The 22,877-nt window shown below is 62.0% G+C and carries 21 protein-coding genes and 1 pseudogene; all 22 read left to right on the forward strand.

The features are described from left to right. The first annotated feature begins 108 nt into the window (after window positions 1–108). The 22 genes and pseudogenes from rfbF to AC07VU_RS22275 all read left to right on the forward strand — a co-directional run bounded on the left by rfbF (window position 109) and on the right by AC07VU_RS22275 (window position 22,805). Window positions 109–882, forward strand: a complete 774-nt coding sequence (gene rfbF, locus AC07VU_RS22170; RefSeq protein ID WP_053260103.1) for a glucose-1-phosphate cytidylyltransferase — start codon at window positions 109–111, stop codon at window positions 880–882. Next, window positions 864–1,946: a CDP-glucose 4,6-dehydratase gene (gene rfbG, locus AC07VU_RS22175; RefSeq protein WP_277588115.1), complete on the forward strand. Its 1,083-nt coding sequence runs from the start codon at window positions 864–866 to the stop codon at window positions 1,944–1,946. The genes rfbF and rfbG overlap by 19 nt, the downstream gene beginning before the upstream one ends. Next, on the forward strand, window positions 1,943–2,503 hold the full coding sequence (locus tag AC07VU_RS22180; RefSeq protein ID WP_087088914.1) for a dTDP-4-dehydrorhamnose 3,5-epimerase family protein: 561 nt from the start codon (window positions 1,943–1,945) through the stop codon (window positions 2,501–2,503). The genes rfbG and AC07VU_RS22180 overlap by 4 nt, the downstream gene beginning before the upstream one ends. Next, complete coding sequence (locus AC07VU_RS22185; RefSeq protein WP_277588116.1) at window positions 2,500–3,726, forward strand: class I SAM-dependent methyltransferase; 1,227 nt, start codon at window positions 2,500–2,502, stop codon at window positions 3,724–3,726. The genes AC07VU_RS22180 and AC07VU_RS22185 overlap by 4 nt, the downstream gene beginning before the upstream one ends. Window positions 3,727–3,731: 5 nt before the next feature. Further along, a complete protein-coding gene (locus AC07VU_RS22190; RefSeq protein WP_173679744.1) occupies window positions 3,732–4,589 on the forward strand; it encodes an NAD-dependent epimerase/dehydratase family protein in 858 nt (285 codons plus the stop codon). Further along, the gene (locus tag AC07VU_RS22195) at window positions 4,579–5,649 is read left to right on the forward strand and encodes a class I SAM-dependent methyltransferase (protein WP_274305918.1); all 1,071 of its coding nucleotides are present in this window, start codon (window positions 4,579–4,581) and stop codon (window positions 5,647–5,649) included. Before AC07VU_RS22190 ends, AC07VU_RS22195 begins: the two co-directional genes overlap by 11 nt. 19 nt (window positions 5,650–5,668) lie before the next feature. Continuing rightward, window positions 5,669–6,406 carry a cephalosporin hydroxylase family protein gene (locus AC07VU_RS22200; protein WP_495030488.1) on the forward strand — a complete coding sequence of 246 codons (738 nt, stop codon included), beginning with the start codon at window positions 5,669–5,671 and terminating at the stop codon, window positions 6,404–6,406. Between the two features lie 50 nt (window positions 6,407–6,456). Further along, window positions 6,457–9,405, forward strand: a complete 2,949-nt coding sequence (locus AC07VU_RS22205; RefSeq protein ID WP_495030489.1) for a TIGR00180 family glycosyltransferase — start codon at window positions 6,457–6,459, stop codon at window positions 9,403–9,405. Between the two features lie 30 nt (window positions 9,406–9,435). Next, complete coding sequence (pseB, locus tag AC07VU_RS22210) at window positions 9,436–10,437, forward strand: UDP-N-acetylglucosamine 4,6-dehydratase (inverting) (RefSeq protein WP_274305921.1); 1,002 nt, start codon at window positions 9,436–9,438, stop codon at window positions 10,435–10,437. After that, on the forward strand, window positions 10,434–11,606 hold the full coding sequence (gene pseC / locus AC07VU_RS22215) for a UDP-4-amino-4,6-dideoxy-N-acetyl-beta-L-altrosamine transaminase (RefSeq protein WP_495030490.1): 1,173 nt from the start codon (window positions 10,434–10,436) through the stop codon (window positions 11,604–11,606). The genes pseB and pseC overlap by 4 nt, the downstream gene beginning before the upstream one ends. Continuing rightward, window positions 11,603–12,310, forward strand: coding sequence for a pseudaminic acid cytidylyltransferase (gene pseF / locus AC07VU_RS22220; RefSeq protein WP_495030491.1), 708 nt, complete (start codon window positions 11,603–11,605; stop codon window positions 12,308–12,310). Before pseC ends, pseF begins: the two co-directional genes overlap by 4 nt. Next, window positions 12,307–13,350: pseudogene (gene pseG, locus AC07VU_RS22225) on the forward strand (UDP-2,4-diacetamido-2,4,6-trideoxy-beta-L-altropyranose hydrolase); the annotation flags it as partial. The gene pseF and the pseudogene pseG, both read left to right, overlap by 4 nt. An 83-nt stretch (window positions 13,351–13,433) precedes the next feature. Continuing rightward, on the forward strand, window positions 13,434–14,486 hold the full coding sequence (pseI, locus tag AC07VU_RS22230) for a pseudaminic acid synthase (RefSeq protein WP_457275883.1): 1,053 nt from the start codon (window positions 13,434–13,436) through the stop codon (window positions 14,484–14,486). A gap of 223 nt (window positions 14,487–14,709) precedes the next feature. Next, the gene (locus AC07VU_RS22235; protein ID WP_009042726.1) at window positions 14,710–15,636 is read left to right on the forward strand and encodes a ketoacyl-ACP synthase III; all 927 of its coding nucleotides are present in this window, start codon (window positions 14,710–14,712) and stop codon (window positions 15,634–15,636) included. A gap of 82 nt (window positions 15,637–15,718) precedes the next feature. Then, complete coding sequence (locus AC07VU_RS22240; protein WP_277588123.1) at window positions 15,719–17,011, forward strand: motility associated factor glycosyltransferase family protein; 1,293 nt, start codon at window positions 15,719–15,721, stop codon at window positions 17,009–17,011. Continuing rightward, window positions 17,008–17,277, forward strand: a complete 270-nt coding sequence (locus AC07VU_RS22245) for a hypothetical protein (RefSeq protein WP_087088892.1) — start codon at window positions 17,008–17,010, stop codon at window positions 17,275–17,277. The genes AC07VU_RS22240 and AC07VU_RS22245 overlap by 4 nt, the downstream gene beginning before the upstream one ends. 250 nt (window positions 17,278–17,527) lie before the next feature. Beyond that, window positions 17,528–18,379, forward strand: a complete 852-nt coding sequence (locus AC07VU_RS22250) for a flagellin domain-containing protein (RefSeq protein ID WP_102678474.1) — start codon at window positions 17,528–17,530, stop codon at window positions 18,377–18,379. A gap of 79 nt (window positions 18,380–18,458) precedes the next feature. Then, complete coding sequence (locus AC07VU_RS22255; RefSeq protein ID WP_087089319.1) at window positions 18,459–18,824, forward strand: flagellar protein FlaG; 366 nt, start codon at window positions 18,459–18,461, stop codon at window positions 18,822–18,824. Window positions 18,825–18,906: 82 nt separating this feature from the next. After that, the gene (fliD, locus tag AC07VU_RS22260; RefSeq protein WP_274305927.1) at window positions 18,907–20,325 is read left to right on the forward strand and encodes a flagellar filament capping protein FliD; all 1,419 of its coding nucleotides are present in this window, start codon (window positions 18,907–18,909) and stop codon (window positions 20,323–20,325) included. Between the two features lie 128 nt (window positions 20,326–20,453). Beyond that, on the forward strand, window positions 20,454–20,849 hold the full coding sequence (gene fliS / locus AC07VU_RS22265; RefSeq protein WP_087088886.1) for a flagellar export chaperone FliS: 396 nt from the start codon (window positions 20,454–20,456) through the stop codon (window positions 20,847–20,849). Between the two features lie 10 nt (window positions 20,850–20,859). Next, window positions 20,860–21,156 carry a flagellar protein FliT gene (fliT, locus tag AC07VU_RS22270; RefSeq protein WP_007922640.1) on the forward strand — a complete coding sequence of 99 codons (297 nt, stop codon included), beginning with the start codon at window positions 20,860–20,862 and terminating at the stop codon, window positions 21,154–21,156. 173 nt (window positions 21,157–21,329) lie between these two features. Then, window positions 21,330–22,805: a sigma-54 dependent transcriptional regulator gene (locus tag AC07VU_RS22275; protein ID WP_007922638.1), complete on the forward strand. Its 1,476-nt coding sequence runs from the start codon at window positions 21,330–21,332 to the stop codon at window positions 22,803–22,805. Window positions 22,806–22,877 lie beyond the last annotated feature (72 nt).

Genomic DNA, 22,877 nt, shown 5'->3' on the forward strand with positions numbered 1-22,877 from the left:
TTTCCGCTGAAAGGAAGGCGCCGCCAACGGCACAAGGTTTTATCCAGAAGGCCTGCAAAAAGCTCGCTGCAGCTTGGCAGGGCCCTGTGAGGAACAAGAGGGGAGACGATGAAGGCAGTTATTTTGGCGGGTGGCCTGGGCACGCGCATCAGCGAAGAGTCCCATCTCAAGCCCAAACCGATGATCGAGATCGGCGGCAAGCCAATTCTCTGGCACATCATGAAGCAGTACTCCGCCCACGGTATTCACGACTTCGTGATCTGCCTGGGCTACAAGGGGTACGCGATCAAGGATTTCTTCGCCAACTACTTCCTGCACACCTCCGACGTCACCTTCGACATGCGGGAAAACCGCATGGACGTTCACCAGAACTACAGCGAGCCCTGGCGCGTGACCCTGATCGACACCGGTGAGGAAACCATGACCGGCGGCCGTCTGCGCCGGGCCGGGCGCTACCTGGAGAACGAAGAAGCCTTCTGCTTTACCTACGGCGACGGCGTTTCCGACTTGAATATCGGCGCCCTGGTGGACTTCCACCTGGCCCATGGCAAGCACGCGACCGTCACGGCGGTGCAGCCGCCTGGCCGTTACGGCGCCCTGGAGCGCGACGGCGACAGCGTCCTGGGCTTTACCGAAAAGCCCCGCGGTGACGGTGGCTGGATCAATGGCGGCTTTTTCGTGCTGTCACCCAAGGTGTTGCCGCTGCTGACGGCCGACGACACGGTGTGGGAAGCCGAGCCGCTGACCACCCTGGCCCGGCAAGGCCAATTGCATGCCTTCCAGCATGACGGTTTCTGGCATCCGATGGACACCCTGCGTGACAAGAACCACCTGGAGCAGCTCTGGCAGAGCGGGGAGGCCCCATGGAAGCAGTGGGCCTGAGCGCGCAATTCTGGCGTGGCAAGCGGGTTTTGCTGACCGGCCACACCGGTTTCAAGGGCAGCTGGCTGACCCTGTGGCTGCACAGCCTGGGGGCCGAAGTCAGTGGCTTCTCCCTGGACCCTGCGACCGAGCCGAGCCTGTTCGAGCTGGCTCGGGTCGCCGAGGGCATCAACGACCAGCGTGGCGACCTGCGCGACCTCGGCGCCTTGCTGGAGCTGATCGCCGAGACGCAGCCGGAAATCGTCCTGCACCTGGCGGCGCAGCCGCTGGTGCGCGAAGGCTATCGCGACCCGCTGGGTACTTACTCCAGTAACGTGATGGGCACCCTCAACCTGCTGGAAGCGATCCGTCAGGTTGGCGGCGTGCGTGCCTGCGTGCTGGTGACCACCGACAAGGTCTACGCCAATCAGGAATGGCTGTGGCCGTACCGTGAAAACGAAGCCCTGGGCGGGCATGACCCCTACAGCAGCAGCAAGGCGTGCTGCGAGTTGCTGGCGCAGTCCTATGCCGCTTCATTCTTCCCGGCCGAGCGCCATGCCGAGCATGGCCTGGCCCTGGCCACGGCGCGCGCCGGCAACGTGCTGGGCGGTGGCGACTTTGCCCCCGAACGGCTGATCCCCGATGTGCTCAAGGCCTGGTCGGCCGACGAGCCGGTGACCCTGCGCTACCCGCAGGCGGTGCGCCCGTGGCAGCACGCCCTGGAGCCACTGGCCGGCTACCTGCAACTGGCCGCCGGCCTCTACGAACAAGGGCCGCAGTTTGCCGGGGCCTGGAACTTCGGGCCAAGCGAAGCGGACATGTGCAGCGTCGGTGAAGTGGTCGAGTTGCTGGCCGCGCGCTGGCCGGCCGCCCCCGGGCTGCGGATCGAACCGAGCGAGTTGCACGAAGCCGGCCTGTTGCGCCTGGACAGTAGCCGCGCACGCCAACTGCTGGCCTGGCAACCGCGCTGGTCGCTGCAGCAATGCCTGGCACAGACCCTGGACTGGCACCTGGCCTGGCAACGAGGCGACGACATGCGCACTGTGACCCTCGCTCAACTGAACCTGTACCGGGGCGCGCTGTGAGCGAGTTTTCCTTGAAGCAGCTGCCGCTGGCCGGGCTGTTCAGCGTCCAGCACAAGCGCTTCGAAGATCAGCGCGGACATTTCGCCCGGTTGTTCTGCGAAGGCAGTCTGAGTGCATTCGGCAGCGAGTTTCATATCCGTCAGATCAACCATTCCTGTACCCGCGAGAAGGGCAGTGTGCGCGGTCTGCATTACCAGAACGCCAATGCGCCGGAAGCCAAGCTGATTACCTGCCTGCGCGGCGAGGTGTGGGATGTGGCGGTGGATCTGCGTCCGGACTCCGAGACCTTTCTGCACTGGCACGCCGAGCACTTGAAGGCCGGCGATGGCCGTAGCCTGCTGATCCCGGCCGGATTCGCCCACGGTTTTCAGACCCTCACCGACGACGCCGAGCTGCTGTACCTGCACAGCGCCGATTACGCCCCGGAGCATGAGGCCGGGCTGTCGGTACTCGACCCGCGCCTGGCGATAAGCTGGCCGCTGCCTGTCAATAATCTGTCGGCCAGGGATGCCAGCCATCCCTGGCTCGATGCCGAGTTCGCTGGAGTGCGTTTATGAACTGCCGCGGTTGTGGCTCCCCGCTACGCCTGCCTCTGATCGACCTGGGCACCTCGCCGCCGTCCAACGCCTACCTGCGGGCCGAACAACTCGAGCAGGCCGAGCAGTGGGTGCCGCTGAAAGTCCAGGTGTGCCAGGCCTGCTGGCTGGTGCAGACCGAGGACTACACCAGCGCCGAAAGCCTGTTCGATGCCGAGTACGCCTATTTCAGTTCTTTCTCCAGCACTTGGCTGGCCCACGCCGAGCGCTATGTGGCCGAGATGGTCGAGCGCTTTGGCTTGACGGCTGACAGCCGTATGGTGGAAGTCGCCGCCAACGACGGTTACCTGTTGCAGTACGTGGCCGCTCGCGGGATCAAATGCCTGGGCGTCGAGCCGACCCGCAGCACCGCGCAAGCCGCGCGGGAAAAAGGCCTGGAGATTCGTGAGCTGTTCTTCGGTCGCGACACTGCCACGCAGCTGAAAAACCAAGGCTGGGCCGCCGACCTGATGGCGGCCAACAATGTGCTGGCCCATGTGCCGGACATCAACGATTTCCTTGGCGGTTTCGCCAGCTTGCTCAAGCCGACGGGCGTGGCGACTTTCGAGTTTCCGCAGTTGCTGACCCTGATGGCCGGCCAGCAGTTCGACACCCTGTATCACGAGCATTACTCCTACCTGTCGCTGACCGCGGTGCAGACGCTGTGCGAGCGCAATGGCCTGGAAGTCTTCGACGTCAGCCAGTTGCCGACCCATGGCGGTTCGCTGCGGGTCTTCGTACAGCGCAGCGATGGTCCGCGCCGCGAGGTGCAGGTGGCGGTGCAACAGCAGTTGCAGCTTGAGCAACAAGCCGGGGTCAAGACCTCGGAGTATTACGCGACCCTGGCGCCGGCCGCGGAACGCATCAAGCATGACCTGTTGCGCTTCCTGCTCCAGGCCAAGGCCGAAGGCAAGCGCGTGGTGGGTTACGGCGCCGCGGCCAAGGGCAACACCTTGCTCAATTACGCCGGGATCAAGCCGGACCTGCTGGCCTGGGTCGCCGACGCCAGCCCGCACAAGCAGGGCAAGTTCCTGCCCGGCAGCCGAATTCCGGTAGTCGCGCCCGAGCGTATCGACAGCGAGCGTCCGGACTATGTACTGGTGCTGCCGTGGAACCTGCTGTCGGAAGTCAGCGAGCAACTGGCCCACGTTCGCCAGTGGGGCGGACGTTTCGTGATCGCCGTGCCCGAGTTGAAGCTGCTGTGAGTGGCCTGAAGGTACTGGTCACCGGGGCCAGCGGGTTTGTCGGCCGGCATCTGGTCGCCGCCTTGCTGGCCCGCGGCTGCCAGGTGCGGGCGCTGGCCCGTGACCCACAAAAGCTGGCCGCCATGCCCTGGGCTGGAGCGGTGGAGCGGGTGGCCGCGGACGTGCATGCCGCCGACACCGATATCGCCGCCCTGGTCGAGGGCGTCGATGCCCTGGCGCACCTGGCCTGGCCGGGGCTGCCGAATTACAAGGCGCTGTTCCACTTCGAGCACAACCTGATGGCCGACTACCGGTTCATCAAGGCTGCAGTCGAAGCGGGCGTGCCCCAGGTCATGATCACCGGCACCTGTTTCGAATACGGTATGCAGAGCGGTCCGCTCGACGAGCAGACGCCGGCGCAGCCGAGCAATCCCTATGGGTTGGCCAAGCACAGCCTGCGGCTGTTCCTGGAAAACCTGCAGCAGCAACGGCCTTTCACCCTGCAATGGGCGCGGCTGTTCTACCTGCATGGCGCCGGGCAGAACCCCAACAGCCTGCTGGCCGCCCTGGACCGGGCGATCGACGCCGGCGATGCAGTGTTCGACATGTCTGCCGGCGAACAGCTGCGCGATTACCTGGCCATCGAAGACGCCGCCGCCAGCCTGGCGGCGTTGCTGCAACGGCGGGATTTTTCCGGGGTGGTCAACTGTTCCAGCGGCCAGCCGATATCGGTTCGTGCGCTGGTCGAGCGACGGGTGCGTGAGCGCGGCTCGATGATCCGCCTGAACCTGGGGCATTACCCCTATCCCGCCCACGAACCCATGGCGTTCTGGGGGGCGAACCAGCGCCTGCAACAACTATTGGGAGCAGAACATGGGGCATGAGTTGTATCGGGTCATGGACCTGCCGGTGCTGCAGAATCGCACCTTCGCCGACGCGCAGAGCGCCAGGGCGTCGGCCTGTGCCGACATGGTGCTGGTGCAGGACGAGGAGAGCGGCCTGATCTTCAACCAGGCCTTCGACCCCGACAAGTTGAGCTACGACAGCGACTACCAGAACGAGCAGGCCCATTCGGCGCAGTTCCAGCGTCACCTGCTGGATGTCGAGGGCATCATCGCCCGGCATTTCAAGGGCCGCGAGTTGATCGAGGTCGGTTGCGGCAAGGGCTATTTCCTTGAGCTGCTGCGTGAGCGGGGCTACCGCATCACCGGCATCGACCCGGCCTACGAAGGCGATAACGCCGATGTGATCAAGGCGCCCTTTACCTCTGGCCTGGGCCTGTCGGCCGATGCCGTGGTGTTGCGTCATGTGCTGGAGCATATTGCCGACCCGCGGGCGTTCCTGGCACAGATGGCCGAGGCCAACCAGGGCGGGCAGATCTACATCGAAGTGCCGTGCTTCGACTGGATCGTCGAGCATCGCGCCTGGTTCGACGTGTTCTACGAGCACGTCAACTACTTCCGCCTGGACGACCTGCGCCGGATGTTCGGCACAGTGCACGAAGCCGGCCACCTGTTCGGCGGCCAGTACCTGTACGTGGTGGCCGATCTCGGCACCTTGCGCGAGCCCGGCGAGACACCAGTCGAGCGCCTGGAGATGCCGCTGGATTTCACCGCCAGTCTCGAGCGGGCCAAGCAGATCATCCAGGCCCAACCCGAGGCGGGCTCGGCGATCTGGGGCGCGTCTTCCAAGGGTGTGATCTATTCGCTGTTCCTGCAGCGTGCGGGTGTTTCGGTGGACCAGGTGGTGGATATCAATCCGGCCAAGCAGGGCCGTTACCTGCCCCTGAGCGGCGCTCGCGTGTCGTCCCCCGAAGAGGTCATGGCGACCTTGCCCGTGGGCGCCCACCTGTTTGTGATGAATTCCAACTATCTCGACGAAATCAAGCGCATGACCGATGGGCGTTATGTCTATCACGCAGTCGACAGCGCTTGGTTCAAATGACGTTTATTGAGACCCGACCATGACCGACAACAGCATTATCCAAGCCTTCGAAGCCGAGTGTCAGGAGCAGATCCGCGCCCAGGGCGAAGACCAGAAACTCAAGGGCCTGGCGCGCGACTTCTTCAACGAGTCTGCCGGCCACAAGTACAGCTATCACTTCTCCTGGATGGGCCGCCCGATCATCCAGCTGCCCCAGGACATGATGGCCATGCAGGAGATCATTTGGCGGGTCAAGCCGGACCTGGTGATCGAATGCGGCATCGCCCACGGCGGCTCGATCATCTACTACGCCTCGCTGCTCGAACTGCAGGGCCACGGCGAAGTGCTGGGCATCGACCTGGATATCCGCGCGCATAACCGCGAAGCCATCGAAAGCCATCCGATGAGCAAGCGCATCAAGATGATCGAAGGTTCGAGCATCGATCCGGCGATTACCGCCAAGGTGCGCGCCGCCGCCGAAGGCAAAAAAGTGATTCTGGTACTCGACTCCAACCACACCCACGAGCACGTGCTCGAAGAGCTACGCCTGTATGCGCCGCTGGTGTCGGTGGACAGCTACTGCGTGGTGATGGACACCGTGGTCGAGGACATGCCGGCGGACTTCTTCCCGGACCGTCCATGGGGCCCGGGTGACAACCCGAAAACCGCGGTCTGGGCCTACCTGGAAGAGAACCGCGACTTCGAGATCGACTACCAGATGCAGAACAAGCTGCTGATCACCGTGGCGCCGGATGGCTATCTGCGTCGCATTCGTTGAATTCAATGGTTTGCAGGTAACAGCACTTTGCCGGTTGTGGGGAAACACTGATGCAGGTTCAAGACAAGGCTCAAAACACTAGCGCACCGTTGAGCGAGCGTTTCACGCTGGTGGTGATGTCCCACAATCGCAAGGCGTTCTTGCGCCGTACCTTGCAGTACTACAGCACCTACCCCTGCAAGATCCTGGTGCTGGACTCTTCGCAGCACGCCGACGAAGGCCTGGCCGGGCAGTTCCCCCAGGTCGACTACCGGCATCTGCCGCAGTACACCTACAAGGGCCTGCAGGACAAGCTGACCTACGGTGTCGGGCAGGTAACCACGCCGTACATGGTATTTGCCGCCGACGACGACTTCCTGCTCCATGGCGCGCTGACCGAGTCGGTGGAGTTTCTCGAAGCCAACCCCGACTACGGCCTGTGCCATGGCTACGGGATGATGTACCTGGCCCGCGCCGCCGAGGTGAACTACTACCGGCGCGATTGCCGGGTGATCGAGGACTACGCCTCGGAAGATGCCGGCGAGCGGGTTATGGCGTTCATGAGCCATTTCCTGCCGCCGTTCTACGCGGTGACCCGCACCGACCTGCTGCAACAGTGGTACAGCCTGCTGCCGCCGGGGACCAGTTTCGAATGGCAGGAGATCGGCCATACCTTCTTCCTGCTGGCTTCGGCCAAGGCGCGGATCCTGCCGATCCCGTTCGCCGTGCGGGAGGTCAACTACAACGCCTCGGAGCACAACACCGATGTGTTGACGGTGCTGACCTACGGCGACGCCAAGTCGGTGGCCCAGCGCGAGGCGTTCGCCGGGTTCCTGGCGTCGTTGCCCACCGGCTTGAGCGCCCAGGGGCCGCAACAGGCCAAGCAGCTTGCCCTGGGCAGCTTCAGGGCCATGGCCGAGTGCCTGCTCACCGGGCGCTCGCTCAACGGCAAGATGATTTTCCGTTCGGCCTGGGTCGAGCCGGGGGCCGAGCCGGTGCGTTCGTTCGGCCCGGAACAGTTCGTCGAGATGCCGTTCTACAACAAGCCGATGTTCGACCTGTTGACCGAATTCGAATTCCTCATGCATGGGATGCCGGCCGGCCGCCTGCAACTGCAGGAGCTTGAAGGCGTACTGCTCAAGCAGCAGGAACTGATGCAGGTACAACCCAACGACACCGACCGTACCCTGCGCAGCCGCCTGTGGGAGGCGCTGTCGTGCAACCTGTTCAACCTTGAGGTGGTCCAGCGTCTGGCGGCCTCGCTGCAGGCTTGCGAGGGGCAGGACCTTCAGGAGCAGAACGATGCCCGCAAATTGCAGGCCTGGGCCGAGCGCCTGGCGTCGCTGCCTTTCCGGGACAGCCCGGCGCTGTTGGAAAACATGCCTTCGGGGCGCCTGCTGAAATGGCTGGAGGCACGCAACCCCGAGGCGCAGCAGCTCAAGGCGATCAACGAGCACCTGGCCCGGCACAACGGTGGCCCGAGCTTCGGCATCCTGCTGCTCGACCTCGACGCGGACATGGTCAAGCTGCAGGCGACCTTCGACAGCCTGGTCAACGGCCATTGCCGGTCCTTCCAGGTGGTGGTCTTCACCACGGGCGACCTGCCGACGACCACCACCGCCCAGGACACCGTGCATTTCGTCAAGGTCAGCACCAGCAATTATGTGGAGCGCATCAACCAGGTCGCGGCGCAATCCTCCCGTGACTGGTTGCTCCTGGCCCGTGCCGGCGAGCGTTTCACCGCCAGCGGCCTGTTGCGCGCCAGCCTGGAACTGCTCGACGCCGAAGGTTGCCGCGCGGTGGCCATGGATGAAATCCACTACGGCGCCGATGGCACGCTGAAGGATGTGTTCCGCCCGGGCGTCAACCTCGACCTGCTGCAAAGCGTGCCGGGCCTGATGGCCGGCCACTGGCTGATTCGCCGTGATGTACTGGTGGCTGCCGGCGGCTATTCGACAACCTTTCCACAGGCCATGGAATACGACCTGCTGCTGCGCCTGATCGAAGACGGCGGGCTGGCCGGCCTGGCCCATCTGGCCGAACCGCTGTTGATCGGCCAGGCCGCGGAGGTGGAGGAGAACACCCAACAAAGCCAGGCGTTGACCCGCCATCTGGGCAACCGTGGCTACCGGGCCCAGGTCAGCGCGGCGCAGCCTGGGGTCTACCAGATCAACTACGGCCATGCCGAGCGTCCGCTGGCCTCGATCATCCTGCGCAGCGAAGACAACCTGGAGCAGTTGCAGCGTTGCCTGGTCAGCGTGCTGCAACGCACGCGCTACCAGCGCTACGAAGTGGTCATCGCCGACAACCATAGCCAGTCCGAAGAGCTGGCCAACTGGCTCGCCAGCCTGGAACAGAAGGGCGATCGTATCCGCGTGCTGCGCAGCCCGCGGCGCCTGAGCGCCTCGGCGCTGTGCAATGCGGCGAGCCAGGAGGCCCGGGGCGAGTACCTGGTGCTGCTGGCAGCCGACGGCGAAGTGGTCAATGCCGACTGGATGGAGAGCCTGCTCAATCAGGCGCAGCGTCCGGAAGTGGGGATTGTCGGCGCGCGCCTGGTCGACGCCAAGGGCGCGACCACCTCGGCTGGCCTGGTTCTCGGGTTGAACGGGCATCTGGGGGCGGCGTTCGCCGGTGAGCCGAAAGGCGCCAGCGGCTACCTGAATGGTTTGCTCGCCGAGCAGAACTATTCGGTGGTCTCCGGCGCCTGCCTGATGATTCGCAAGGACGTCTACAACGCTGTCGATGGCCTGGACGAAGAACACTTCGCCGAGGTATTCGCTGATGTCGACCTGTGCCTGAAAGTGGCCGATGCCGGCCTGTTGACGGTCTGGACCCCGCAGGTGCAGATCCTCCATCCGGGCATCCTGGCGGACGATACCCAGGTCGCGGCGGCGCTGCGTGACAAATGGCAGGCGCGCTTCGAACACGATGTAACTTACAACCAGAACCTGAGCCGGACCGGCAAGGGTTTCACTCCTGGCGCTCCTGCCAGTGTCGACTGGGCGCAGCTGCTCGCATAAGCCTGGCTGACAGGAAAAAGGACTCAAGACATGTTCAACGGCAAATCGATTTTCATCTCTGGCGGCACCGGCTCGTTCGGGCGCAATTTCATCCGGCGCCTGCTGGAGCAATACCAGCCCAAGCGGGTGGTGGTGTTCTCCCGCGATGAACTGAAACAGTACGAAATGCAGCAGACCTTCAATGCGCCCTGCATGCGTTATTTCCTCGGCGATGTGCGTGACGCCGAGCGTCTGCGCCAGGCCATGCGCGGGATCGACTATGTGGTGCACGCTGCGGCCCTGAAACAGGTGCCGGCGGCGGAATACAACCCCACCGAGTGCATCCGCACCAACGTCAACGGCGCGGAAAACATCATCGCCGCGGCCATCGACAACGGTGTGAAGAAAGTCATCGCCCTGTCCACCGACAAAGCGGCGAGCCCGGTCAACCTGTACGGCGCGACCAAGCTGCTGTCGGACAAGTTGTTCGTCGCGGCGAACAATATCGCCGGCGACCAGCCGACCCGTTTTGCCGTGGTGCGCTACGGCAACGTAGCCGGCTCCCGGGGTTCGGTGGTGCCGTTTTTCAGCCAGCTGATCGCCGAAGGCGCCCGCGAGTTGCCGATCACCGACGCGCGCATGACCCGTTTCTGGATCACCCTGGATCACGGGGTGCAGTTCGTGCTCGACAGCTTCTCGCGCATGCATGGCGGTGAAGTCTTCGTGCCGAAGATTCCGTCGATCCGCATCGTCGACCTGGCGCGCGGCATGGCGGAAAACCTGCCGCACAAGCAGGTGGGCATTCGTCCGGGGGAAAAACTCCACGAGCTGATGGTGCCGCTGGATGACGCGCGCATGACCCTGGAGTTCACCGATCACTACACCATCCAGCCGTCGATCCGCTTTACCAACGTCAATGTCGATTTCGCCGTGGATGGCCTGGGCGAGCGCGGGCGACCGGTGGGCGAGGCGTTCGAATACCGCTCCGACACCAATCCGCATTTCCTCTCGGTGGGCCAGATCGCCGAGCTGCATGCCAGGTTGCCGGCATGATTCCCTACGGACGCCAGAGTCTCGACCAGGCGGACATCGATGCGGTGGTCGCGGTGCTGCGGTCCGACTGGCTGACCCAGGGGCCGACCATCGAACGCTTCGAGCAGGCCATGGCCGCTCGCTTCGAGGCCGGCCATGGCGTGGCGGTGTGCAATGCCACGGCGGCCTTGCACATCGCCTGCCTGGCCGCCGGCCTGGGGCCGGGAGACCGGCTGTGGACCACGCCCAATACCTTCCTGGCCTCGGCCAACTGCGGACGTTATTGCGGCGCCGAGGTGGACTTCGTCGATATCGACCCGCACACCTGGAACATGGATGCCCGGGCGTTGGCGCATAAGCTTGAGGCCGCCGAGCGCACGGGCAGACTGCCCAAGGTGGTGATGGCGGTGGCGTTTTCCGGGCAAAGCTGCGACATGCGTGCCATGGCGCAGCTGGCGCAGCGTTATGGCTTCGTGCTGATCGAGGATGCCTCTCACGCGGTGGGCGCCTCCTATGCTGGGCGGCCGGTGGGCTGCGGCGAATTCGCGGCGATGACGGTGTTCAGCTTTCATCCGGTGAAAATTATCACCAGCGCCGAGGGCGGCATGGTCCTGACCAACAGCCCGCAGTTGGCGGACCGCTTGCGCCGCTTGCGCAGCCACGGCATGACCCGCGACCCGGCGCAGATGACCGAGCCCAGCCACGGCCCCTGGTACTACCAGCAGACCGAGCTGGGTTTCAATTACCGCATCACCGATCTGCAGGCAGCCCTGGGCTTGTCCCAACTGGACAAGCTCGACGCTTTCATTGCCCGGCGCCGGCAACTGGCGGCCCGTTATGACCGTCTGCTGGCCGATCTGCCGCTGACCCTGCCGCAGGCTCAGGAGCAGGCGCAGTCGGCTTGGCATCTGTACGTGGTGCGCTTGCAGCCTGAGCGCATCCTCCGCACCCATCGCGAGGTGTTCGAGGCATTGCGCGAGGCCGGGGTCGGGGTCAATCTGCATTACATCCCGGTGCACCTGCAGCCGTATTACCGCGACCTGGGATTCGCCGCGGGGGATTTCCCCGAGGCCGAGCGCTACTACGGCGAAGCCATCAGCCTGCCGCTGTTTCCGGCGCTGGACGATGAGCAGCAGACGTATGTGGTCGAGCAATTGCGCCAGCTTATCCAGGAGCCCGCCCAGCCTTGAGTGCCATCGCGATCATCCCCGCCCGTGGCGGCAGCAAACGCATAGCGCGCAAGAACCTCAAGCCGTTCGACGGCGTGCCGATGCTTGCCCGCTCGATTGCCACGGCGCTGCGCTCCGGGTTGTTCGATCAGGTGCTGGTCAGTACCGACGACCCGGAGATCGCCGAGCTGGCCAGGGCCAGCGGCGCCACGGTGCCATTCATGCGTCCGGCCGAGCTGGCGGACGATTTCACCGGCACCGGGCCGGTGATCGTGCATGCCTTGAATGCGTTGCGCGAGCGTGGCGAGACCTTCGATTACGCCTGCTGCATTTACGCCACCGCGCCCTTGTTGCAACTGCGCTACCTGCGCCAGGGCTTGGCGGCGCTGGACGCTCAGCCTGAAAAGTCCTTCGCCTTTTCCGTGTGCAGCTTTGCGTTTCCGGTGCAGCGCGCCCTGACCCTGGACGAGCAGGGCGCGTTGACTTCGCTTTATCCGGAGTTTCGCAACACACGCTCCCAGGACCTGCCGCCGGCCTTTCAGGATGCCGGGCAGTTCTATTGGGGGCGCAGCGAGGCCTGGTTGCGCGGCGATCTGGTGTTTTCCCCGCTCAGCCTGCCGGTGATCCTGCCGCGCCATCTGGTCCAGGACATCGACACCGAGGAGGACTGGCTACGCGCGGAGTATCTGTACGCGGCGCTGAAAGCCGGTGGAGAGCTGGAGTGAGAGTGCTGATCCGGGCCGACGCCTCACCGGCCATTGGCAGCGGCCATATCGCCCGCTGCCTGACCCTGGCCAGGGCTTTGCGCGAGCTGGGCGCCACAGTGGCTTTCGCTTGCCGAAGCTTGCCCGGGCAGCCATTGGATCGCCTGGCTGGACTGGGTTTCCAGACGTTCGCCCTGCCGGCGACTTATCCGGGTGAATGCGCGCAGGACATTGAGGCGCCGCTGCCCTGGCAGGCGGATATCGCCGCCTTGCGGGCAGCGTTGCAGGATCAGCCGCGATTTGATTGGGTGCTGGTCGATCACTACGGCCTCGACCGGCAGTGGCAGCAGGCGGCGCGGCAATGGGCGCCACGGATTGCCGCCATCGATGACCTGGCCAACCGGCGGCACGGGGTCGATCTGTTGCTCGACCAGAACTTCAGCGGCACGCCCCAGGCCTATGCCGGCCTGATCGACGCCGAGTGCCGGGCGTTGCTGGGGCCGCACTTCGCCTTGCTGCGCGAGGAGTTCCATTGTCCGCCGATCGCCATTCGCGAGCGAGCGAGTCGGGTGCTGGTGAATTTCGGCGGTTTCGATGCGGCCAGCCAGACCCACAAGGCGATGCTGGCCTTGAGTGCGTTCGACGACCTGCGGGTGGATTTTGTCGCCGGGGCCGGCAACCCGGCCTGGGCGCAGATGCAGGAACTGGCGGCCGGTCGCGGGCATTGGCGTTTACACGCCTATGTCAGCGATTTTTCCCGCTTGATGGCCGAGGCGGACCTGTTTATCGGCGCCGGTGGCGGCACCAGTTGGGAGCGCGCCGCCCTGGGCCTGCCGACCCTGTGCATCAGCGTGGCCGGCAATCAAGAGGCCAATGCCCGGCTGCTGGCCGAGGCGGGCGTGCATGTCTACCTGGGGCCCAGCGAGCAGGTGAGTGTCGAGCAGATCCGCCAGGCGGTCGCGGTGCTCGTTGGCGATTACCCGTTGCGCCAGAGCCTGGCGCAGCGCTCCCGGCAGCTGGTGGACGGGCAGGGTGCATCGCGGGTGGCGGCGGCCCTGTTCGAGATGACCGGCAATCCATTGCGCCGTTCCGGAGATGATCTGGGCACTGATGAATTTACGCGTGAATCGAAGGAAAACCCCCAATGACTAGTTTCAAGATCGGCTCGCGCTCGATCGGCGCCGGCTCGCCGCCGTTCATCATTGCCGAGATGAGCGGCAACCATAACCAGTCGCTGGACGTTGCCCTGCGGATAGTCGAGGCTGCGGCCCAGGCCGGCGCCCATGCCCTGAAGTTGCAGACCTATACCGCCGACACCATGACCCTGGACCTGGAGCATGGTGAGTTCTTCATCAAGGATCCGGCCAGTCTCTGGGCCGGCTCTTCGCTGTATGCCCTGTATGAAAAGGCCCACACCCCCTGGCAGTGGCACGCGCCGATCTTCGCCCGCGCCAGGGAACTGGGGATGCTGGCGTTCTCCACGCCGTTCGATGAGAGCGCGGTGGACTTTCTCGAAAGCCTCGACGTGCCGGCCTACAAGATCGCCAGTTTCGAAAACACCGACCTGCCGCTGATCCGTCGGGTGGCGGCCACCGGCAAACCGCTGATCATTTCCACCGGCATGGCCAGCATCGCCGAGCTGGACGAAAGCGTGCGAGCCGCCCGGGAGGCCGGCTGCAAGGATTTGGTGCTGCTCAAGTGCACCAGTACCTACCCGGCTTCGCCGGAAAACAGCAACATCCTGACCATTCCCCATCTGCGCCAGCTGTTCGGCTGCGAGGTCGGTTTGTCCGATCACTCCATGGGTGTCGGGGTTTCCGTGGCCGCCGTGGCGCTGGGCGCTACTGTGGTGGAGAAACACTTCACCCTTGACCGCGCCGCTGGCGGGGTGGATGCGAGTTTTTCCCTGGAACCGACGGAGCTGCACAGCCTGGTGCTGGAAACCGAGCGTGCCTGGCAGGCCCTGGGCCAGGTGCGTTACGGCGCGACCGAGGCCGAGCGGCAGTCGGTGTTGTACCGCCGTTCCCTCTATGTCACCCGCGATATGGCGGCGGGGGAGGTGTTCAGCAGCGATAACGTCCGGGCCATCCGTCCGGGCCTGGGGCTGGCCCCCAAGCACATCGACGCGGTCCTCGGGCGTTGCGCGCGCCAGGCCCTCAAGCGTGGTACCGCACTGGATTGGGCATTTGTCGAATAGCCGTTTGTAGGGCTGATTCGGCAAAATAGCGTGACCTGCGAGTCATAACGCGCATCTTCACTGTATTGTATTGATCGGGGAGATGGCGCCTGGCCGGTAAACGGCGCAGTGATAGCCTTTTATTCTTCCCGCTGTCGCCTGTCAGGGGCGCCAGGATGTCTGTTTGTCGGCAGCCTCGGCCCGGTGGTCGGGGTATTCAGCTGTTTATTATTGGGAAGCCGTAATGATTGGCATAAAGAGCATTGCGAGCTACGTGCCTGTAGCCGGCGTAGACAATTACGCACAAGGTGCAAAATTCGAAAAGGATGAAGAGTTCATCCTGGGCAAGATCGGTTCGGCCTTCCTGCCGCGCAAAGACGCTACGCAGGAAACCTCGGACCTGTGTGTCGAAGCAGTCAATGCGCTGTTCGCCAACAACCCGCAATTGTCGCGCGAGTCGATCGACGCGCTGATCGTCGTCACCCAGAACGGCGACGAAGAAGGCCTGCCGCACACCGCCGCCATCGTCCAGGACAAGCTGGGCCTGCCGACCCACGTCGCGGCCTTCGATATTTCCCTGGGCTGCTCCGGTTATGTCTATGGCATCTACGCGCTCAAGGGCTTCATGGAAGCCGCGGGCCTGAAGAACGGCCTGCTGGTCACCGCCGACCCTTACTCGAAGATCGTCGATCCGCAAGACCGCAATACCACCATGCTGTTCGGCGATGCGGCGACCGCGACCTGGATGGGCGAAGACGCTCCCTGGCAACTGGGCAAGGCCAAGTTCGGCACCGACGGCTCCGGCGCTCCGCACCTGAAAGTCACTGATGGCGTGTTTTTCATGAATGGTCGCCAGGTGTTCAACTTTGCCCTGCTGAAAGTCCCGGCGCATTTGAACGAGCTGCTGGATGAGTCCGGCCTGAAGGCTGAGCAGATCGATGCGTTCTGTATCCACCAGGGCAGTGCGGCGATCGTCGATGCCGTGGCGCGCCGTTTCGAAGGCGAGCCGGAGAAATTCATCAAGGACATGGTCGAGACCGGTAACACCGTATCGTCGAGCATTCCGCTGCTGCTGGAAAAGCACGTGCTCGAGTCGAAGTGGCAACGTGTGGCCCTGAGTGGCTTCGGCGTAGGGCTGTCCTGGGGCTCGGCGATTATCTATCGCCCATGAGTTGATCCCGCGGCATCCAAAAATAGCGCCCAGGGTGTACCCTGAGCGCTATTTTTTTTTGCATGAAGATAGGCGAGACAGCATGAGCGAAAGCTTCGAGGGCAATGCCCAGGCAATACAGGCTCGCTGGCCGCGACTGCTCGAGCGGTTGCTGGCGGAAGACAGTACCGGGTTGCAGGCGGATCTGGTCGAAGGCCTGGGTTCGACCTTGAGTATTTCCGGCATTCAGCTCACCAGCCGCCACGATCGCACCGCGGAAGCTCGGATCCAGGCGGCGAGCCTGCCGGCCGACAGCCCGGTGATCCATCTGTACGGTACTGGCTTGGGCGACTTGCAGCAGATACTGCTGGAAAACCCGGCGCTGCAACGCTTGCAGGTGCACATCCTGAACGGCGCGGTGTTTGCTCTGGTGCTGCAATTGCTCGATCAGCAGGCCTGGTTGAACGATCCTCGAGTCGAACTGGGTTATGCCGGCGATCTGACGGAAATCCAGCTGCCGTTCTTCGCCTTGCCTTCCGAGCTGGTGCTGGCGGATGACTACAACGCCAAGATCCGCGATCGCCTGGTCAGTGAGGTGCACCTGGCCTTCAATAACCGCGACTTCGTGGCCGATTCCCCAGAGGTCGCCCAACGCCTGCAAGCGAGTGCCGAGCTGGTGGCCAGCGACAGTGACGTGGCGCAGCTGTTCGGTAGCCAGCCGGGGCGCGAGATTTTTGTGATTGCCACCGGGCCGAGCCTGGAACGGCATTTCGAACGCTTGCGCGAGATTCGCGCCCAGGCCCGGCGGCCTCTGTTTATCTGTGTCGATACCGCCTACCGGCCGTTGCTCAAACAGGGGATCGAGCCGGATATCGTGGTCAGCATCGATCACCGGATTTCCAGCCTGCACCTGCCGCCAGAAAAATCGGCAGCCATCACCCTGGTCTATCTGCCGATGGTCGATCCGCGGATTCTGGCGCTCTGGCAGGGGCCGCGTTACGTAGGGTATTCCGCCAGCCCGATTTACACGCGGATGCGCGAGCAACTGCCCAAGGCGCAGCTGTATGTCGGCGGCAGCGTGATCCATCCCGCGGTGGACCTGGCGGTAAAAATGGGTGCCGAACAGGTCACCTTGTTCGGTGCCGACTTTGCCTTCCCGATGAACAAGACGCATGCCGGCTGGCTCGACGGTGAGTTGGGGCCGCAGTTGGGCGCGGCCCGGCACTGGGTGCTGGACGGGCATGGTCAGCGGGTCAGGACCCAACTCAATTTCCGCAGTTACCTGTGCGAGCTGGAGCGTTTTATCGCCGGTCATCCGCGGGTGCGCTTCTATAACAGCAGTCGGGACGGGGCGATGATTGCCGGGACGACCTACCATCCGGAGTTCAGCCAATGAGCGCGATCGAGGGGCTGATCGCCCGCTTGCAGCAATGCGCCGAGGATTTTCGCCTGGGGCACGATGTCGAGACGGCCGTGACCATGGTCCAGTTGATGGGGGCGATCCAGCCGTTGATCGATACCGCGCCGCCAGCGCAGCGCCAGGACTGGGAGACTTTGCTTGGCCTGATGTTCGAATGTCAGCAAGGGCAAAACTGGCTGGCCCTGGCCGACTACCTGCAATACGAATGCGTTGAAGTGCTGCGTTCCCTCTCTGCTGGCTGAAACATTCCCTGCCTGCCCGGGCGATCTTCGCGCCCGGACCTTCTCCGGCATTTTCCTGGCGCCATTTTTCCACGGTTTAAAAACGCCGAGCCCTTGATTTACGAGGGGTGGCACGCTGATGGCAAATTTTTTTGAAAATCCCCTAAAGCAACTTGCATTGCCGACGATAACTATTACGAAGGTTCTCTAGGCCATACCCGGCGGTTGCCAGGGCCGGAAGCCGCAGTACCCAACCAACGAGGAATTCGTCATGGCTTTAACAGTAAACACTAACGTCACATCGTTGAACGTTCAGAAGAACCTGAACCGCGCTTCCGACGCTCTGTCGACTTCGATGACTCGCCTGTCTTCCGGCCTGAAAATCAACAGCGCAAAAGACGACGCCGCCGGCCTGCAAATCGCTACCCGTATGACTTCGCAGATCCGTGGTCAGACCATGGCGATCAAAAACGCCAACGACGGTATTTCCATCGCTCAGACCGCTGAAGGCGCTCTGCAGGAATCCACCAACATCCTGCAACGTATGCGTGAACTGGCTGTTCAAGCACGAAACGACTCGAACGGCACCGCTGACCGTGTTGCACTGAACAAAGAATTCGCTTCGATGTCGGACGAGCTGACTCGTATCGCCCAGTCGACCAACTTGAACGGCAAGAACCTGATCGACGGTTCCGCTGGCACCATGACCTTCCAGGTCGGTTCCAACACTGGTGCTACCAACCAGATCACCATCGCTCTGGCCACCGGCTTCGACGCTACTACCCTGGCTGTCAACTCCGGCGCCATCGCCATTACCGGTAACAGCAGCGCCACCGCTGAAGCCAGCTCCAAGGCTTCGATCGATGCAATCACCGCGGCTCTGTCGACCATCAACGCCAGCCGTGCTGACCTCGGTGCTGCACAAAACCGTCTGACCAGCACTATCTCCAACCTGCAGAACATCAACGAAAACGCCAGTGCTGCACTGGGTCGCGTACAAGATACCGACTTCGCTGCTGAAACTGCACAGATGACCAAGCAACAAACTCTGCAACAAGCTTCCACCGCAGTTCTGGCCCAGGCCAACCAACTGCCATCCGCTGTACTGAAACTGCTTCAGTAATAGCTGACTAAGCTTTGGCGGGGGAGTGCGCTGGTCGTGCTCTCTCGCTTTTTTACTTTAAGAGGTGATGGACATGGACATGGATATGAGCATGAAGCTGAACTTGTCTTATCCAACAGCCAAGCCGGCAACGCCTGTTGCTGACAAGCCTGTGGAGAAGCCTCAAGCGGACGTTGTGGCGCTGTCGACTGTCAAGGAAGAGAGTAAGGACACGCGAGCCGAGCAGGACAAACTGAAAATGGCCATCCAGGAAATTGAAAAGTTTGTGCAATCGGTCAAGCGTAACCTGGAATTCTCAATTGACGAGCCTTCCGGCAAGGTCGTCGTCAAGGTCATTGCCAGTGACTCCGGTGAGGTGATCCGTCAGATCCCCAACGAAGAAGTCCTGAAGTTGGCCAATAGTTTGAATGATGCGAGCAGCCTGTTGTTCAGCGCTAAAGTCTGACAGCTGGCATGAAATTTGTTGTTATGTTCTTTTGGGCGTTGTAATGGTCAAAAGACCGGCGACACACTGAAGGGAGATCTCCATGGCAAGTCCAATTCTACCGGGTACCGGTCTAGGCTCCGGCCTCGATACCGGTGCTATCGTCAAAGCCTTGGTGAACGCTGACAAAGCACCCAAGCAAGCTCAGATCGACCGGGGAACTGCGAACAACACCGCAAGCATCTCTGGTATGGGTACCTTGAAGTCTTTGTTGTCGACCTTTCGGACCACCATTACCGAGCTCGGCAGCAAGACCAACCCGCAATTCCCTGGTTATGCCGCTACTACTTCCGAAAGCAAGTATGTAACAGCGGTCGCTGGCAATACCGCAGTCAATGGCAACTATGTTGTCAATGTCAAGAATCTCGCGACTTCCTCGAAAGTCACCAGTGCTGCCTTCGCTGGCGGTACTACAAGTGCTATTCCGACTGGTACCTTGAAAATCAGTCAAAATGGCACTGACTACAATCTCGATATAAAAGCCGGTGCTACCTTGCAGTCGGTACGTGACTCGATCAACGCCGACGCATCGCTCAAGGGCGCGGGTATCAGCGCGAACATCGTGACCGACTCCTTTGGCTCGCGCCTGGTTGTGGGCTCGACTACTACCGGTGCAGGCTCCGATATTTCTCTCAGTGGCATTGCCGGTCTGGAAATTGACGGCAGCACTGTCGTTGGTGCTTCTGGTTCGCCGATGACTGCGACCTCTGCTGGTTCCATTGGCGCCCTGGCAGTGGATGCTAGCTTCACCGTCGACGGCATGGCGCTGACCAGCAAAAGCAACGCGGTGGATAAAGCGGTTTCCGGGATGACCTTCAACCTGGTCGCTCCGGGTACCTCGACCATTACCGTTGCGGCCAACACTGACGGTTTGAAGGCGTCGATCCAGAAGTTCGTCGATGCCTACAACGCAGTAGCCAACAGCGTTACCGCGCTGACCAAGCCATCCCTGGATGACGATGGCAAGCTGACCATCCCGGCACAGCTGACCGGCGACTCGTTGCCGCGCTCGATCCTGGCGGCCATGCGTGCGCCGCTTTCGGAAGTCGGATCTGGCGACAAACTGACCGTCCTGGCGCAATTGGGGATAACCACCAACCAGAAGACCGGTGCCCTGGACTTCGACTCCACCAAGTTCACCGCGGCGATGAACGACAAAAAGCTCGGTGGCGAGGTGCAAGCCCTGTTCACCGGCGAAAAGGGCCTGTTGGAGCGCATGGACAATGCCATCAAGCCTTTTGCCCAGACCGGCGGTGTTCTCGATCAGCGTACGACTGAGCTAAACAAGACCAAGGCCAAGCTGACCTTGGATCAGGAGGCCCTGGACCGCCGTATCGAAACCCTGACGGCAGTACTGACCAAGAAGTACAACGACATGGACACCCTGGTGGGCAAGTTGAAAGCCACCGCCAGCAACATTACCTCGATGTTCGAGGCGTTGACTGCGCAACAGAAAGGCTGATTGATACCAGGCGCCAAAAGCCCGGCAACGTTTGTAGCGTTCCGGGCTTTTGGCTTTTGATCTAAAGTTTTTTGACGCCAGGTCGATACGCTGGTTATACGAACCCTTGAGTTTTGATGAGGTAGAACATGAATCCGATGTTAGCCCTTCGGCAATACCAGAAGATTGGTGCCCAGGCGCAGACTTCCGAGGCCAGCCCCCATCGTCTGGTGCAGATGCTGATGGAAGGCGGCCTGGATCGTATCGCCCAGGCCAAGGGGGCGATGGAGCGCAAGGATATTCCCAACAAGGGTGTGTTCATCAGCAAGGCGATCGGCATTATCGGCGGCTTGCGTGAAGGGCTCGATCTGGAAAACTCACCCGACACCCTGGGCGATCTGGATGGCTTGTACACCTACATGATGACGCGCCTCGCCGAGGCGAACATCAAGACCGATCCAAAGATTCTCGACGAGGTCGCCGATCTGCTGCGCACCGTCAAGGAAGGCTGGGACGCCATCGCTGCGCCGGGTCCGCAGTTCTAAGGAGATCACCATGAGTCTTGTATTGCAGCGCATCGAAGAAACCCGTGAAGCACTGGTCGCCGCCCTGGCCGAGCGTAACTGGGAAGCGATCGGTCAGTTGGATCTGGCCTGCCGTTCCTGCATGGAAGACATCTTGAGTGAAGCTCCGGAAGATGAAGCCGCGTTGCGCGAGAATTTGCAGGAGCTGTTGGGGGTTTATCGGCAGCTTCTTGAAGTGACGACAGGGGAGCGTCAGGCGATAGTCGACGAGATGTCGCAGATCCATCAAGCACAGAACGCGGCAAAGGTTTACCATCTGTTCGGTTAATTAACCCCTAAGTTAATCCGAATCCAGTGCGCCATAAATTTGACTGTGCACGCTTTTTTGACTTAACTAGTGGCTGTTTTCAGATTTCAGACGTCTATCAGGCTCAAAATGCCTACAAGCGTCTAGCTTGCCCTGATTCCGGGCATTGAGTTGACTAGGGAAGTTGCTATTGCATGTGGCGTGAAACCAAAATTCTGCTGATTGATGACGATAGCGTCCGCCGCCGCGACCTGGCGGTGATTTTAAATTTTCTTGGCGAAGAAAATTTACCCTGCGGTAGCCATGACTGGCAGCAGGCTGTCGGCTCATTGTCATCCAGTCGTGAAGTAATCTGTGTCCTCATCGGGACTGTAAATGCTCCTGGTGCACTTTTGGGCCTGTTAAAGACACTCTCAACCTGGGATGAGTTCCTTCCAGTTTTGTTAATGGGCGATAATTCTTCCATTGACTTGCCGGAAGACCAGCGTCGTCGAGTGCTTTCCACCCTGGAAATGCCACCCAGCTACAGCAAGTTGCTCGATTCTCTGCACCGCGCCCAGGTCTATCGTGAGATGTACGATCAGGCCCGTGAGCGCGGCCGCCATCGCGAACCCAACCTCTTTCGCAGTCTGGTCGGCACCAGCCGGGCGATCCAGCATGTTCGGCAGATGATGCAGCAAGTGGCCGATACCGACGCCAGCGTGCTGATCCTCGGCGAGTCCGGGACTGGCAAGGAAGTGGTGGCGCGTAACCTGCACTATCACTCCAAGCGTCGCGAAGCGCCGTTCGTGCCCGTCAACTGTGGTGCGATTCCGGCCGAATTGCTGGAGAGCGAACTGTTTGGTCATGAGAAGGGCGCCTTCACCGGGGCCATCACCAGCCGTGCCGGGCGTTTCGAGCTGGCCAACGGCGGCACCCTGTTCCTCGACGAAATCGGCGATATGCCGTTGCCGATGCAGGTCAAGCTGTTGCGCGTGCTGCAGGAGCGTACCTTCGAGCGCGTGGGTAGCAACAAGACCCAGAGCGTCGACGTGCGGATCATCGCCGCGACTCACAAGAACCTCGAGAGCATGATCGAGGTCGGCAGTTTCCGCGAAGACCTGTACTACCGCCTGAACGTGTTCCCGATCGAGATGGCGCCGCTGCGTGAGCGGGTGGAAGACATTCCTCTGCTGATGAACGAGCTGATCTCGCGCATGGAGCACGAGAAGCGCGGCTCGATCCGCTTCAACTCCGCAGCGATCATGTCGCTCTGCCGCCATGGCTGGCCGGGCAACGTCCGCGAGTTGGCCAACCTGGTGGAGCGCATGGCGATCATGCATCCCTATGGTGTGATCGGCGTGGTCGAGCTGCCGAAGAAATTCCGCTATGTCGACGACGAAGATGAGCAGTTGGTGGACAGCCTGCGCAGTGATCTGGAAGAGCGGGTGGCGATCAATGGTCATACGCCGGACTTCGCCGCCACCGCCATGCTGCCGCCGGAAGGCCTGGACCTGAAGGACTACCTCGGTGGTCTGGAGCAGGGCCTGATCCAGCAGGCGCTCGACGACGCCAATGGCATTGTCGCGCGGGCCGCGGAGCGCCTGCGTATCCGCCGCACCACGCTGGTGGAAAAAATGCGCAAGTACGGCATGAGCCGTCGCGAGGGTGATGAACAGGCGGATGATTGACGCCTGTTTTTTAACCTGTTGAAAACCGGGCGGTTTTTTTTCGGCACGGGTATTGCTAAGTCTCTCTCAACG

It is taken from the genome of Pseudomonas sp. GW821-FHT02B10 (assembly GCF_059421865.1).

What these genes read in the sequence shown, in the direction of transcription:
- rfbF (WP_053260103.1), top strand. Translation starts at nt 109, where the DNA reads ATGAAGGCAGTTATTTTGGCGGGTGGCCTGGGCACGCGCATCAGCGAA.
- rfbG (WP_277588115.1), top strand. Translation starts at nt 864, where the DNA reads ATGGAAGCAGTGGGCCTGAGCGCGCAATTCTGGCGTGGCAAGCGGGTT.
- AC07VU_RS22185 (WP_277588116.1), top strand. Translation starts at nt 2,500, where the DNA reads ATGAACTGCCGCGGTTGTGGCTCCCCGCTACGCCTGCCTCTGATCGAC.
- AC07VU_RS22195 (WP_274305918.1), top strand. Translation starts at nt 4,579, where the DNA reads ATGGGGCATGAGTTGTATCGGGTCATGGACCTGCCGGTGCTGCAGAAT.
- AC07VU_RS22200 (WP_495030488.1), top strand. Translation starts at nt 5,669, where the DNA reads ATGACCGACAACAGCATTATCCAAGCCTTCGAAGCCGAGTGTCAGGAG.
- AC07VU_RS22205 (WP_495030489.1), top strand. Translation starts at nt 6,457, where the DNA reads ATGCAGGTTCAAGACAAGGCTCAAAACACTAGCGCACCGTTGAGCGAG.
- pseB (WP_274305921.1), top strand. Translation starts at nt 9,436, where the DNA reads ATGTTCAACGGCAAATCGATTTTCATCTCTGGCGGCACCGGCTCGTTC.
- pseC (WP_495030490.1), top strand. Translation starts at nt 10,434, where the DNA reads ATGATTCCCTACGGACGCCAGAGTCTCGACCAGGCGGACATCGATGCG.
- pseI (WP_457275883.1), top strand. Translation starts at nt 13,434, where the DNA reads ATGACTAGTTTCAAGATCGGCTCGCGCTCGATCGGCGCCGGCTCGCCG.
- AC07VU_RS22235 (WP_009042726.1), top strand. Translation starts at nt 14,710, where the DNA reads ATGATTGGCATAAAGAGCATTGCGAGCTACGTGCCTGTAGCCGGCGTA.
- AC07VU_RS22240 (WP_277588123.1), top strand. Translation starts at nt 15,719, where the DNA reads ATGAGCGAAAGCTTCGAGGGCAATGCCCAGGCAATACAGGCTCGCTGG.
- AC07VU_RS22245 (WP_087088892.1), top strand. Translation starts at nt 17,008, where the DNA reads ATGAGCGCGATCGAGGGGCTGATCGCCCGCTTGCAGCAATGCGCCGAG.
- AC07VU_RS22250 (WP_102678474.1), top strand. Translation starts at nt 17,528, where the DNA reads ATGGCTTTAACAGTAAACACTAACGTCACATCGTTGAACGTTCAGAAG.
- AC07VU_RS22255 (WP_087089319.1), top strand. Translation starts at nt 18,459, where the DNA reads ATGGATATGAGCATGAAGCTGAACTTGTCTTATCCAACAGCCAAGCCG.
- fliD (WP_274305927.1), top strand. Translation starts at nt 18,907, where the DNA reads ATGGCAAGTCCAATTCTACCGGGTACCGGTCTAGGCTCCGGCCTCGAT.
- fliS (WP_087088886.1), top strand. Translation starts at nt 20,454, where the DNA reads ATGAATCCGATGTTAGCCCTTCGGCAATACCAGAAGATTGGTGCCCAG.
- fliT (WP_007922640.1), top strand. Translation starts at nt 20,860, where the DNA reads ATGAGTCTTGTATTGCAGCGCATCGAAGAAACCCGTGAAGCACTGGTC.
- AC07VU_RS22275 (WP_007922638.1), top strand. Translation starts at nt 21,330, where the DNA reads ATGTGGCGTGAAACCAAAATTCTGCTGATTGATGACGATAGCGTCCGC.